Origin of the sequence: Achromobacter spanius (assembly GCF_002812705.1) — a bacterium.
GTDB lineage: Bacteria > Pseudomonadota > Gammaproteobacteria > Burkholderiales > Burkholderiaceae_B > Achromobacter > Achromobacter spanius.
The window spans coordinates 626,505-639,379 of the sequence record NZ_CP025030.1 but is presented as its reverse complement, the minus strand read 5'-3'; the positions used below and the strand labels follow the sequence as shown (position 1 = coordinate 639,379).

At 61.1% G+C, this 12,875-nt stretch carries 10 protein-coding genes; 8 read left to right on the top strand and 2 right to left on the bottom strand.

The window, feature by feature from the left end:
* Positions 1-86 precede the first annotated feature (86 nt).
* The 4 genes from tyrS to nrdR all read left to right on the top strand — a co-directional run bounded on the left by tyrS (position 87) and on the right by nrdR (position 4,317).
* Positions 87-1,316, top strand: coding sequence for a tyrosine--tRNA ligase (gene tyrS, locus CVS48_RS02980; protein ID WP_100853191.1), 1,230 nt, complete (start codon positions 87-89; stop codon positions 1,314-1,316).
* A 71-nt stretch (positions 1,317-1,387) separates the two neighbouring features.
* Positions 1,388-2,044: a YbhB/YbcL family Raf kinase inhibitor-like protein gene (locus CVS48_RS02975; protein ID WP_100853190.1), complete on the top strand. Its 657-nt coding sequence runs from the start codon at positions 1,388-1,390 to the stop codon at positions 2,042-2,044.
* Positions 2,045-2,367: 323 nt separating this feature from the next.
* Positions 2,368-3,618, top strand: coding sequence for a serine hydroxymethyltransferase (gene glyA, locus CVS48_RS02970; RefSeq protein ID WP_100853189.1), 1,251 nt, complete (start codon positions 2,368-2,370; stop codon positions 3,616-3,618).
* A gap of 219 nt (positions 3,619-3,837) precedes the next feature.
* Positions 3,838-4,317, top strand: coding sequence for a transcriptional regulator NrdR (gene nrdR, locus CVS48_RS02965; protein WP_006217321.1), 480 nt, complete (start codon positions 3,838-3,840; stop codon positions 4,315-4,317).
* 41 nt (positions 4,318-4,358) lie between these two features.
* On the opposite strand, the gene CVS48_RS02960 is transcribed toward nrdR, so the two are convergent.
* Together CVS48_RS02960 and CVS48_RS02955 are read right to left on the bottom strand one after the other, a co-directional pair.
* The gene (locus CVS48_RS02960; protein WP_100853188.1) at positions 4,359-5,321 is read right to left on the bottom strand and encodes a GlxA family transcriptional regulator; all 963 of its coding nucleotides are present in this window, start codon (positions 5,319-5,321) and stop codon (positions 4,359-4,361) included.
* Between the two features lie 17 nt (positions 5,322-5,338).
* Entirely contained in the window at positions 5,339-5,902 is a 564-nt protein-coding gene (locus CVS48_RS02955) for a cysteine hydrolase family protein (RefSeq protein WP_100853187.1), read from the bottom strand.
* Between the two features lie 196 nt (positions 5,903-6,098).
* On the opposite strand from CVS48_RS02955, the gene ribD reads away from it, so the two are divergent.
* The 4 genes from ribD (at position 6,099) to CVS48_RS02935 (ending at position 12,763) form a co-directional block, all read left to right on the top strand.
* Positions 6,099-7,253: a bifunctional diaminohydroxyphosphoribosylaminopyrimidine deaminase/5-amino-6-(5-phosphoribosylamino)uracil reductase RibD gene (gene ribD, locus CVS48_RS02950; protein ID WP_100853186.1), complete on the top strand. Its 1,155-nt coding sequence runs from the start codon at positions 6,099-6,101 to the stop codon at positions 7,251-7,253.
* A 771-nt stretch (positions 7,254-8,024) separates the two neighbouring features.
* Positions 8,025-9,941, top strand: a complete 1,917-nt coding sequence (locus tag CVS48_RS02945; protein ID WP_391441073.1) for a PrkA family serine protein kinase — start codon at positions 8,025-8,027, stop codon at positions 9,939-9,941.
* Between the two features lie 12 nt (positions 9,942-9,953).
* Positions 9,954-11,213, top strand: a complete 1,260-nt coding sequence (locus CVS48_RS02940; protein ID WP_100853184.1) for a YeaH/YhbH family protein — start codon at positions 9,954-9,956, stop codon at positions 11,211-11,213.
* Positions 11,210-12,763: a SpoVR family protein gene (locus CVS48_RS02935; RefSeq protein ID WP_100853183.1), complete on the top strand. Its 1,554-nt coding sequence runs from the start codon at positions 11,210-11,212 to the stop codon at positions 12,761-12,763. Before CVS48_RS02940 ends, CVS48_RS02935 begins: the two co-directional genes overlap by 4 nt.
* The last annotated feature ends 112 nt before the right edge of the window (positions 12,764-12,875 follow it).

Here is a 12,875-nt window from a genome sequence, read left to right as displayed (position 1 = left end):
TCCTAGCTGATTCGGCTAGAATTTTCGATAGTTTTCGTCACTTTTTACACCTTTTTGTCGGCTGAAGCCGCTTTGGTCCCCCTGCCATGTCTCCCTCTGAAGCCCCTATTTCTCCTGAAGTCGAAGCCGATCTGCGTATAGCCAAGCGCGGCTGCGACGAATTGCTGGTTGAATCCGAGTTTGCTCGCAAGCTGGCCAAGAGCCGCGCGACCGGCGTGCCGCTGCGCATCAAGCTGGGGCTGGACCCCACCGCGCCGGACATTCACCTGGGCCATACGGTGGTGCTGAACAAGATGCGCCAATTGCAGGATCTGGGGCATAACGTCATTTTCCTGATTGGTGACTTCACCTCCACCATTGGCGACCCCAGCGGCCGCAACAGCACCCGCCCGCCGCTGACCCGCGAACAGATCGAGTCCAACGCCAAGACCTACTACGCGCAAGCCAGCCTGGTGCTGGATCCGGCACGCACCGAGATCCGTTACAACTCCGAATGGTGCGATCCCCTGGGCGCGCGCGGCATGATCCAGTTGGCCTCGCGCTATACGGTGGCGCGCATGATGGAACGTGAAGACTTCACCAAGCGGTTCAAGGGCGGCATCCCGATTTCGGTGCACGAATTCCTGTATCCCTTGATGCAGGGCTATGACTCCGTGGCGCTGAAGTCCGATCTGGAGCTGGGGGGCACCGATCAGAAATTCAACCTGCTGGTCGGGCGCGAGCTGCAAAAGGAATATGGCCAGGAGCCCCAGTGCATATTGACGATGCCGCTGCTGGTGGGTACGGACGGCGTCGAGAAAATGTCCAAGTCCAAGGGCAACTACATCGGTATTTCGGAGTCGCCCGACTCGATGTTCGGCAAGCTCATGTCGATTTCCGACACGCTGATGTGGCGGTACTTCGAACTGCTGTCCTTCCGTTCGCTGGAAGATATCGCCGCCCTCAAGCAAGAGACGGATGGCGGCCGCAACCCCCGCGATGCGAAAGTCATGCTGGCTCAGGAAATCATCACCCGCTTCCATTCCGCCAAGGCGGCGGACGACGCGCTGGCCTCTTTCGAGGCACGCTTCCGTGACGGCGCCATTCCTGAAGACATGCCCGAAGTGAACATTGGCGGCGCGCCTGTGGGCATTCTGAAGCTGCTGCGCGAGGCGGGCCTGGTGGCCTCCGGCTCGGAAGCCCAACGCAATGTGGAGCAGGGCGGCGTGCGCGTCAACGGCGATCGGGTCGAAGATAAATCGTTGCAATTGCCGGCTGGAACTTACGTGGTGCAGGTGGGCAAGCGCAAGTTCGCGCGTGTTAACTTGAACCCATGATTGCGAAGTTTTGATACGCTGAGCAAACGGACAAGGGCTGGTACGCCCTTGCGGCATTCAAGGAGCACGACATGGAACTTTCGAGTTTGTCTTTTTCCGATCACGAGTCGATTCCGGAACGCTATGCGTTCGGCAAGATCGATGCGCAATCGCACGTCGCGCTGGCAGATAACTACAACCCGCAGTTCTCCTGGGACGACGTCCCGGCGGGAACGCAGTCGTTCGCGTTGATCTGCCATGATCCGGACGTGCCGTCGCGGCCCGATGACGTCAACCAGGAAGGCCGCGAAGTGCCTGCCGACCTGCCTCGCGTGGATTTCTTCCATTGGGTGCTGGTGGATCTGCCGGCTGATCTGCGGGACATCGACGAAGGCGCCTTCTCCAATGGGATCACGCCGCGCGGAAAAGGCGGCCCGCTGGCGCCGATGGATGCCCGCCAGGGCATCAACTCGTATTCCTCGTGGTTCGCCAACGACCACGACATGAGCGGCGATTACTTCGGCTATGACGGCCCGTGCCCGCCCTGGAACGATTCCATCGTGCACCGCTACGTGTTCACCCTATATGCGCTGGACGTCAGCAGCCTGAACCTGAACGGCTCGTTCACGGGCGAAGACGCGCTGCGCGCCATGCAGAAACACGTGTTGGCCCAGGCTTCCGTCACGGGCACCTACACGCTGAACCCCCGGCTGGCGCCCAAGCAGATCGGCGCGACCTCCGCCTCGTAACTGTTTGGCTGGCAGCGCAAAAAAGGCCGCGATAGCGATATCGCGGCTTTTTTTCGTTTGCCTTCCGTACGCGGCCCTTCAGCTACTAGCGCGTAGATTCTTGACGCGCTTTGTTTGCATGAAAGTTTCTCAAGTCGGATTGAGAGCGGTTTTCGGGCGCCGAGCGATAGCGTGGTTTTCGTGCTCGTCGCACGGTTTTTGCTCACCTTCGGCGCATTTTGGCGGCAATTGATTCCGGCTGACGCGGTAAACTAAGCGAATTCTTCGGGTTTACCCACCCGACACTGCTTTCTCCTCTCTTACCGCCTCAGGAATCCCCCGTCATGTTTGACCGCAACCTCACCTTGTCCAAGGCTGACCCGGACGTTTGGGCCGCCATCCAGAAGGAAGACGTACGCCAAGAGCAGCACATCGAGCTGATCGCTTCGGAGAACTACGCCAGCCCGGCCGTCATGCAAGCCCAGGGCACGCAGCTCACGAACAAGTACGCCGAAGGCTACCCGGGCAAGCGCTACTACGGCGGTTGCGAGTACGTGGATGTGGTTGAACAACTGGCCATCGATCGCCTGAAGCAGATCTTCGGCGCCGAAGCCGCCAACGTGCAGCCCAACTCGGGTTCGCAAGCCAACCAGGGCGTGTACATGGCCGTGCTGAAGCCGGGCGACACCGTGCTGGGCATGAGCCTGGCCGAAGGCGGCCACCTGACGCACGGCGCGTCGGTCAACGCTTCGGGCAAGCTGTACAACTTCATCTCGTACGGCCTGGACGAAAACGAAGTCCTGAACTACGCGCAAGTCGAACAACTGGCCAAGGAACACAAGCCCAAGCTGATCGTGGCTGGCGCATCGGCCTATGCCCTGCACATCGATTTCGAGCGCATGGCCCGCATCGCGCGTGAAAACGGCGCGCTGTTCATGGTCGACATCGCCCACTACGCAGGCCTGGTCGCCGGCGGCGCCTACCCCAATCCGGTTCCGCACGCCGACTTCGTCACGTCGACCACGCACAAGTCGCTGCGCGGCCCGCGCGGCGGCGTCATCATGATGAAGGCCGAGCACGAAAAGATCATCAATTCGGCCATCTTCCCGGGCATTCAAGGCGGCCCGCTGATGCACGTGATCGCCGGCAAGGCCGTGGCGTTCAAGGAAGCCCTGGAACCCAGCTTCAAGGACTACGCGCAGCAAGTGGTCAAAAACGCCAAGGTCTTGGCTGACACGCTGGTCAAGCGCGGCCTGCGCATCGTCTCCGGCCGCACCGAAAGCCACGTCATGCTGGTTGACCTGCGCGCCAAGGGCATCACGGGCAAGGAAGCGGAAGCGGTGCTGGGCCAGGCCCACATCACGGTCAACAAGAACGCCATCCCGAACGATCCGGAAAAGCCCTTCGTGACCAGCGGCATCCGCCTGGGCACGCCGGCCATGACCACGCGCGGCTTCACCGAAGCCGAGGCCGAACTCACCGCCAACCTGATCGCCGACGTGCTGGACAACCCGCGCGACGAGGCCAACATCGCCGCCGTGCGCGCCCGCGTCAATGAACTGACCTCGCGCCTGCCGGTCTATAGCAAGCAATAAACAGCCAGCGGCACACCTTCGGGGGGCTTCCCGCCGAAGGGCCACTACGGAAAGGGACGGCCCCGCAAGGCGCCGTCCCTTTGCTTTCAGGGCGGCGGGCGCTATCCTCGTTGCTAGCCGTGATGATATTGGGGACGAATTAGCCCGTCTCGACGCTTCCCGGGGGAGCGTCGTTACAATATGCTGAAATTTTGCTATCCGTGCCTATAGGGAACACACATGCGGTGTCCATTTTGCGGCCATGCCGAAACGCAGGTTGTCGACAGCCGGGTCTCGGAAGAGGGCGATGCCATTCGTCGCCGCCGCCGTTGCCTGTCCTGCGACAAGCGCTTCACCACCTATGAACGGGTTGAGCTCGCCATGCCTTCCATCGTGAAGCGCAACGGCAGCCGCAGCGACTACGACCCCGTCAAGTTGCGCGCCAGCCTGAGCCTGGCGCTGCGCAAGCGCCCCGTCAGCACCGAGGACGTGGATGCCGCGGTCGCGCGCATCGAAGAGCAGTTGCTGGCCAGCGGGCTGCGTGAAGTGCCGTCTGAGCATATCGGCGAGCTTGTCATGAACGAACTGCGCAAGCTCGACAAGGTGGCTTACGTGCGCTTTGCGTCCGTCTACAAGAGCTTCGAAGACATCGGCGAATTCGTCGAGGCTATCCGCGAGATGCAAGGCCCGCTGCTGCCGGGCAAGCTGCGCAAGGAATAAACGCCGTTCACACGACCGCGAATAACGGCGCTTCGGCGCCGTTATTGCATGGGGGCCGACCGCGCCAGGCTAGGCGTATTGGGCTGGAACTTGCGCCAGACCCGGCGCATGTGCTGCGCGGATCCGAAACCGGATTTCTCCGCCACGCGCTCCAGATCCAATCGCGTTTCGCGCAGCAGGTCGCGCGCCAGCGCCACCCGGATCTGATAGAGATAGTCCATCGGCGTGCAGCCGGCATGCTCACGAAACAGTCGCGTCAGGTGGCGCGGGCTGGTGTGCGCCTGGTCCGCCAACGATTGGGCAGACCACGGCGCCGCCGGATTGCGGATCACCGCGTCCTGGACACGGTGTACGCCGGGGTGCATGTGGCTGCGGTGTTCCAGCCACGGCGACAGCGTGGTGTCCGTGCCCGCGCGCCGCTGGTAGACGACCATGTCGCGCGCCACCTCGCTGGCCACACGCGGCCCGCAATGGCGCGCCACCATATGCAGCGCCAGGTCGATGCCCGCCGTAATGCCGGCGCTGCTGAGCAGGTTGCCGTCTTCGACGAAGATGCGGTTGTCGTGCACGCGCGCACTGGGGTCGATGCCGGCCAACTGCGCCAGGCAGGAATGATGCGTGGTGCAGTCGCGCTGGCGGGTCAGCCCGGCGGAGGCGGCGAACAGCGCGCCCGCGCACACCGTCATCAGCGTGAACTGGTCGGCGGGGTGGCGCACGGCCAGCCAGTCGATGATGCTGTGCGCATCCGGCGAGTCCAGGCGCGTGTGCTTGCCCACTACGCCCGAAATAATGACAAGCGCGTTGGCGGGCAGGGCGGTCGGTAACGGCCGGATGCGCGCCAGATTCAATCCCGGCAAGCCGCTTTCCACTTCAGGCGTCGGGCCGCAGAAGTGTTGTTCGAAGGTTCCGGGGCATAGCTTTTCGGCGACGCGGAACGCCTCGGCGGGCCCCGCCAGGTCCAGCAGGACGATACCCCGGGTCAGGATGAAATACACGGGGATCATGCGCGGCTCCGCTTTGCTCAGCCAGCCAATGCGTCGGCGGCGCGCGTGACGCGGGCAAAGCGACCGTTCAGCACCAGCTCGGTGTGGTCCCGAATTTCGGCGGGCGTGTAGTGCTTGCCCGACGGGCTTTGCATGGCGAAAGTCAGCGTGGCATCCGTTGGGAACACCACTTTGAAGCCGGCGTCGCTGGCGTGGCGCGCGGTCGTTTCGCAGCACTGTTCGGTACGAATACCGCTGACGATGATGCCCTCGATGCCGTTTTCGCGCAGCCAGTCGTGCAGCGTTGTGCCGTCCGCACCCTGTGCATACAGCGACGAATGCACGGTTTTGTGGAACACGGCGGTAGGGGAGATCCGTAATTCTTCAAGCGTCCTGACATACCCCGAGGCCAGTGAAAACGGGTTGGTGGCATCGTCGGACGGGCTTTTGTGGAACACCTGAAGCACTGGAATATCCTGGGCGCTGGCCGAATCGATCAAGCCCTGGATCTTGTCCAGAAATGCGGGATATTCGGCTTCGTCCCAAAACGGACGGTGACGGAAGGACTCTTGTACGTCGATGACGATCAGTGCTTGCTTCATGTTTCGGGCTCCTGGTCTAGGATTTTAGAGGGGGTGAATGCATTCTGCGGGCAATTTCCGCAGCCCGCGAGATCGCCCCAAGCCACATAGCGGCCTAAAACGGACATACCCGTAAAAGGCGCGTTTGACGCCAGCATACCTCTTGGCAGTGGGCGGTGAGCCACCGCGGGCCTGCTGCCGGACATACAATTCCGCCATGACGACCCCAAGCGATTCCGACGATATCTTCTGGATGCGGCGCGCCCTGGCGCAGGCCGAAAGCGTGCTCTACACCACCGCGCCCAACCCCCGCGTAGGGTGTGTGATCGTGCGCGACGGCCGTGTGTTGGGCGAAGGGGCGACCCAACCGCCGGGCGGCCCTCATGCCGAAATCCGCGCATTGCGCGACGCCCAGGCGCGCAACGAGACGGTCGAGGGGGCCACCCTGTATGTCACGTTGGAGCCTTGCAGCCACTTCGGGCGCACGCCGCCATGCGTGGACGCGGTGCTGGCGGCCCGGCCGGCGCGCGTGGTCGTGGCCATCGGCGACCCGAATCCGCTGGTCAACGGCCAAGGGCTTGCCCGCTTGCGCGCGGCAGGCATCGCGGTAACCACGGGCGTCTGCGCCGAAGAAGCGTTGGCCATCAATGCGGGTTTCATCTCGCGCATGAGCCGAGACCTGCCCTGGGTCTGGATGAAGATGGCCGCGTCGCTGGATGGCCGCAGCGCCTTGCATAACGGCATGTCCCAATGGATCACCGGCCCGGAAGCCCGTGCGGATGGCCATCGTTGGCGAGCGCGTAGCTGCGTGGTGCTGACTGGCATGGGCACCGTGCTGAAGGATGATCCACTGCTGAACGTGCGCGACGTGGATACGCCGCGCCAGCCGCGTAGGGCGGTGGTGGACGGCCTGTTCGGTATTCCCGAAAACGCCCGCCTGTTCGACGGCGGGCCCGTTATCGTCTTCACCGCGCGCGAAGACGCCGCCAAAGCGGCGCGCCTGGCGGACAAGAATGTGCAAGTGGTGGTGTTGCCGGGCCCGACGCCAGGGCGTGTGGACCTTGTCGGCATGATGCAGTGGTTCGCGCAGGCCCAGTTCAACGAGGTCCATGTCGAGGCCGGCGCGGGCTTGAGCGGCGCGCTGGTGGCGGCGGGTTGCGTGGATGAGTTGCTGTTGTATCTGGCGCCTGTGCTGCTTGGCGATGCGGCGGGCATGGTGCGCTTGCCGATGCTTGAGCATCTGGACGCCGCGCGGCGTTACGCATTCATCGATAGCGCACAAGTGGGCGCGGATTTTCGCCTGCGCGCGCGGGTGGAAGGCACGTGGCGCGCACTTATGCAGCGCGTGGCGCTGCCGCCGGTTGCGTCGTGAATGCTGTGCAGTGCCGCGCAAGCCATTGCTCGATTTCGCGCGTGCTAGCACTCAAGCTCAATGGCTGCTAATCCCGCGTGTAAGTCGTCTTGGCGATGATCTGTGTCGCGTTCAGCAAGGCAATTGAGGCAAGTTTGCGAGTGTTTGCTCGCCCGGTTTTCTTGCTGAAAACCCGCATTACGATTTTGATCATTACGCCAAATGAATTGCCACAAAACCGTCAATTGGCTTTAGCATAGGCACATGACTTGGCGCTTCGTGCATACGGCCATCACCGAACAGCGCTACACGCCCTCGTCACCACGGATTCCCGTGCCGCGATATCGGCGCTTTTTCATAACCGAACCGGCACGCTGCTGAACGAAGCGCAACGCGCTCTTCAGAACGTTCGCCGCCATCGCATGGCGGACGCATCGGGCTACTGCCCGAATCATAAGAATCCACCGGGATATCGCTCATCCCTTCAAATCATTGCTGACCATTTCATGTGCAGTCGCACCACGCGTGCCTGCCATAGCAATATGCTGAAGACGAGCCAGTTAACTTATTCACGTAAGTTGCATTCCCTGACGGAACTTGTGTCCGCTGGGTGCAGCCTAAACGGAAAGGGTTCGAGCGTGCTTCATGGTTGTTGTGTGGCGAAAGCAACATAACAACAGGCCGAAAATGCTAATCGCGAGATTGTCTAGTAATGCGCAGGCACTGAGGCACAATGGGGACACGTAGGCGTAGTGAATTTTTCGCGTGTTGTAGGAGGTTTCCGTGCAAAACATCGTCGAAGGCTTCAAGTCGCAGTATGCAAGAGAGCAGGAGTCAGAGCTTTCTCTTGAGGAGTATCTGAACCTCGCCAAACGTGATCCCATGGCGTACGCCAGTCCCGCTGAGCGAATGCTGGCGGCAATCGGTGAACCCGAAGTCGTGGATACACGCAACGACCCACGTCTTTCCCGTTTGTTTTCCAACCGGACCATCCGGCGCTATCCGGCGTTTCAGGAGTTCTACGGCATGGAGGACGTGATCGGGCAGATCGTCGCGTTCTTCAAACACGCCGCGCAGGGGCTGGAAGAGCGCAAGCAAATCCTCTATCTGTTGGGCCCTGTGGGCGGCGGCAAGTCGTCCATCGCGGAGCGGCTGAAGGCCCTGATGGAAAGCTATCCCATCTATGCCTTGAAGGGCTCGCCCGTCAACGAATCACCGCTCGGCCTGTTCCATCCGGAACGCTTTGGCGACACGCTTGAAAAGGAATACGGCATTCCGCGCCGCTACCTGACGGGCATCATGTCGCCCTGGGCGGTCAAGCGCTTGAAAGAGTTCGATGGCGACATCTCGCAATTCCGCGTCGTGCGCCTGAACCCTTCGGTGCTGCGCCAAGTGGCCATCGCCAAGACCGAGCCGGGCGACGAAAACAACCAGGACATTTCCTCGCTGGTCGGCAAGGTCGATATCCGCAAGCTGGACCGCCACTCGCAAGACGACCCGGATGCCTACAGCTATTCCGGTGGCTTGTGTCTGGCGAACCAGGGCCTGCTGGAATTCGTCGAGATGTTCAAGGCCCCGATCAAGATGCTGCATCCCTTGTTGACGGCCACCCAGGAAGGCAACTTCAAGGGCACGGAAGGCTTCTCCGCGATCCCGTTCAACGGCACGATCCTGGCCCACTCGAACGAATCCGAATGGCAGACCTTTCGCAACAACAAGCACAACGAAGCGTTCCTTGATCGTATCTATATCGTCAAGGTGCCGTACTGCTTGCAGGTGTCTGAAGAAGTCCGCATCTACGAAAAACTGCTGCATCACAGCTCGTTGTCGTCCGCCCCGTGCGCGCCGGGAACGCTGGACATGATGGCGCAGTTCTCGGTGCTGACCCGCCTGAAGGAACCCGAGAACTCCAGCATCTATTCGAAGCTGCGCGTCTATGACGGTGAAAGCCTGAAGGACGTAGACCCGAAGGCCAAGGCCTTGCAGGAATACAAGGACTACGCCGGCACGGACGAAGGCATGAACGGGGTGTCCACGCGATTCGCGTACAAGATCCTGTCCAGCGTCTTCAACTACGACCAGACGGAAGTGGCCGCGAACCCGGTGCATCTGATGTACGTGCTGGAACAACGGATCGGCCGCGAAGACTACCCGGAAGAGATCCGCCGGCGCTATCTGGAGTTCATCAAGGGGTTCCTGGCGCCGCGTTACGCGGAATTCATCGGCAAGGAAATTCAGACCGCCTACCTGGAGTCGTATTCGGAGTACGGCCAGAACATCTTTGACCGCTACGTCACGTTTGCCGATTGCTGGATTCAGGACGAAGAGTTCCGCGATCCGGAAACGGGCGAAAGCTTCGATCGCAGCGCGTTGAACGACGAGCTGGAAAAGATCGAGAAGCCTGCTGGAATTGCGAACCCGAAGGACTTCCGCAACGAGATCGTGAATTTCGTGCTGCGGGCGCGTGCCAACAACAACGGCCGCAACCCGACCTGGACCAGCTATGAAAAGCTGCGCGAAGTGATCGAGAAGAAGATGTTCTCGAATACGGAAGATCTGCTGCCGGTGATTTCGTTCAATGCCAAGGCTTCGGCCGAGGACAAGTCGAAACACCAGAGCTTCGTGGATCGCATGGTGGAAAAGGGCTACACGGAAAAGCAGGTCAGGCTGCTGTGCGAGTGGTACCTCCGAGTGAGGAAGTCTTCCTGAGCGAGGTGAATCATGAATTCACTGATCGATCGCCGTCTTAACGGGCGCAATAAAAGCGCCGTCAACCGCGAGCGTTTTTTGCGGCGCTACAAGGACCAGATCCGCAAGGCGGTTCACGGGATGATTCGTGACCGCTCCATTCAGGATATGGATCAAGGCGGAGAGATCAACCTGCCCGCCCGGGATATTTCCGAGCCGACGTTCCGGCACGGCTCGGGCGGTGACCGCGAGATGGTGCACCCTGGCAACCGCGAATTCGCCAAGGGCGACACCATCGACCGGCCGCAGGGCGGCCAAGGCGAGGGCGGGTCCGACCCGGGTGAAGGGGAATCGGTAGACCAATTCACCTTCAGCCTGTCGCGGGCCGAGTTCCTGAACCTGTTCTTCGAGGACCTGGAACTGCCGCATCTGGCGCGCAACCAGTTGGGCGAAGTCAGCCAGAAAAAATGGCAGCGCGCCGGCTACACCACGACCGGCTCGCCCAGCATGTTGAGCATCAGCCGCACGCTCAAGTCATCGTTGGCGCGGCGTGTTGCGCTAAACGTGAAAGCGCGCGCCGATCTTGAAGATGCCGAAAAGGCCTTGGCCGATGCGCGAGCGGCGAGTGCGCCCGCCGCGACCATCCGCACATTGGAGCAGGATGTCGAGGACTGCCGCGAGCGCCTTGCCCGCGTGCCGTTCCTGGACGACCTGGACCTGCGCTACCGCAATCGCGTTTCGGTCGCCATTCCGATGGCGCGCGCGGTCATGTTCTGCCTGATGGACGTGTCGGGGTCCATGGACGAAGGCAAGAAGGACCTGGCCAAGCGCTTCTTTACGCTGCTGTACCTGTTCCTGTCGCGCAAGTACGAGCATGTGGACCTGGTCTTCATCCGCCATACGGACAACGCCGAGGAAGTGGACGAGCAAACGTTCTTCTACGACCCCAAGAGCGGCGGCACCATCGTGCTGTCCGCGCTGGAGCTGATGCGCGAGATTCTGGAAAAGCGCTATCCGCCCTCGGCCTGGAACGTGTACGCGGCACAAGCCAGCGACGGCGATTCGTTCGGCGCCGACGCGGGCAAGAGCGCACGCTTCCTGGCCGAACACTTGCTGCCGTCGACACGGTACTTTGCCTATATCGAAATTCCCGACTCGCAAGAGGCTCGCAAGAGCAGCCTGTGGGCCGAGTATGAACAGAAGCTGGAGCCGCATTTCGTCATGCGGCGCATCTGCGATCGCGGCGAAATCTTTCCCGTGTTCCATGACCTGTTCAAGAAGGAAACCGCATGAATGCCATCGTGGGTGCTCTCGTGGAGCCGGATACGGCCGGCGGCGCTCGGCCGATATCCCAAGGTTCCGAATGGACGTTCGAACTGATCCAGTCCTATGACGACGCGATTTCCAAGGTTGCGGCCGAGTACGGCCTGGACACGTATCCGAACCAAATCGAGGTAATCACCTCGGAACAGATGCTGGACGCTTATGCGTCGGCCGGGCTGCCTATTGGCTATCCGCACTGGTCTTACGGCAAGGAATTCATCCGCAACGAACAGTACTACCGACGCGGCATGCAGGGCCTGGCGTACGAGATCGTCATCAATTCCAACCCGTGCATCTCTTATCTCATGGAAGAAAACTCCATGACGATGCAGGCGTTGGTGATTGCGCATGCGTGCTACGGGCATAACTCGTTCTTCAAGGGCAACTATCTGTTCCGGCAATGGACCGACGCCGATGGGGTGCTGGACTACCTGGTGTTCGCGCGCAAGTATGTGATGTCGTGCGAAGACCGCTACGGCATCGACGCGGTGGAATCGTTGCTGGATTCCTGCCATGCGTTGTCGCACCACGGTGTGGACCGCTACAAGCGGCCCGCGCCGATGTCTTTCAAGGAAGAGGCCGCGCGCCAGGCCGAGCGCAAGGAACACGCGCGGCTGCAATACAACGACTTGTGGCGCACGTTGCCGCGCCTGGAAACCGACAAGGACACGCGCACAGAGGCATCGGTGTTTCCGCCGGAGCCCGAAGAGAACCTGCTGTACTTCATTGAGAAGTACTCGCCCAAGTTGGCGCCGTGGCAAAAAGAGTTGGTCCGTATCGTGCGCAAGATCGCCCAGTATTTTTACCCGCAGACCCAGACCAAGGTCATGAACGAAGGGTGGGCCACGTTCTGGCACTACACCATCCTTAACCGCCTGCATGAAAAAGGGCTGGTCAACGACGGCTTCATGATGGAGTTCCTGCAAAGCCATACCAACGTGGTCAGCCAGCGCGGCTTTGACGAACGCGGTTATGGCGGCATCAACCCGTATGCGCTGGGCTTTGCGATGATGACGGACATCCGCCGTATCTGCGAAGCGCCCACGCCCGAGGATCGGAAGTGGTTTCCCGATATTGCGGGCGGCGACTGGCAAAAGACGCTGGACTTCGCCATGCGCAACTTCAAGGACGAGTCCTTCATCTCGCAGTACCTGTCGCCGCGGTTGATCCGCGAGTTCCGCCTGTTTGCAATCTCGGACCATCAGTCGAATCCGAAGCTGGAAGTGGCCGCCATCCACAACGATGAGGGCTACCGCGACATTCGCCGCTTGCTGGCCGCGCAGCACAACCGCGACAACCAGGTGCCGGATATCCAGGTGGTGCGCTTCAACCGCGATTCGGATCGTTCATTGGTGTTGCGGCATTTGAAGAGCCGTGACCGGCCCTTGGCGAGCGACGATGCCGAGCAGGTGATGAAGCATCTGGCGCGTCTGTGGGGCTTCAAGGTCAGACTGGAAGAAACCGAACCGGACGGCACGGTCAGTTCTTACCGCGAGCAGGAACCGCCGTCCTCGCACTGAAGGGCACAAGGGCGGGCACGCTGAGCAAGACTGCTCAGTGCGTCCCCCTTTCTGCTTCGGCTTGCTGCGTCGCGCCGAAACCTGCTAGAATCGCGGATTCGCAATTTTCGTA

Coding starts and splice junctions, on each gene's coding strand:
- tyrS (WP_100853191.1), top strand. CDS start 87: ATGTCTCCCTCTGAAGCCCCTATTTCTCCTGAAGTCGAAGCCGATCTG.
- CVS48_RS02975 (WP_100853190.1), top strand. CDS start 1,388: ATGGAACTTTCGAGTTTGTCTTTTTCCGATCACGAGTCGATTCCGGAA.
- glyA (WP_100853189.1), top strand. CDS start 2,368: ATGTTTGACCGCAACCTCACCTTGTCCAAGGCTGACCCGGACGTTTGG.
- nrdR (WP_006217321.1), top strand. CDS start 3,838: ATGCGGTGTCCATTTTGCGGCCATGCCGAAACGCAGGTTGTCGACAGC.
- CVS48_RS02960 (WP_100853188.1), bottom strand. CDS start 5,321: ATGATCCCCGTGTATTTCATCCTGACCCGGGGTATCGTCCTGCTGGAC.
- CVS48_RS02955 (WP_100853187.1), bottom strand. CDS start 5,902: ATGAAGCAAGCACTGATCGTCATCGACGTACAAGAGTCCTTCCGTCAC.
- ribD (WP_100853186.1), top strand. CDS start 6,099: ATGACGACCCCAAGCGATTCCGACGATATCTTCTGGATGCGGCGCGCC.
- CVS48_RS02940 (WP_100853184.1), top strand. CDS start 9,954: ATGAATTCACTGATCGATCGCCGTCTTAACGGGCGCAATAAAAGCGCC.
- CVS48_RS02935 (WP_100853183.1), top strand. CDS start 11,210: ATGAATGCCATCGTGGGTGCTCTCGTGGAGCCGGATACGGCCGGCGGC.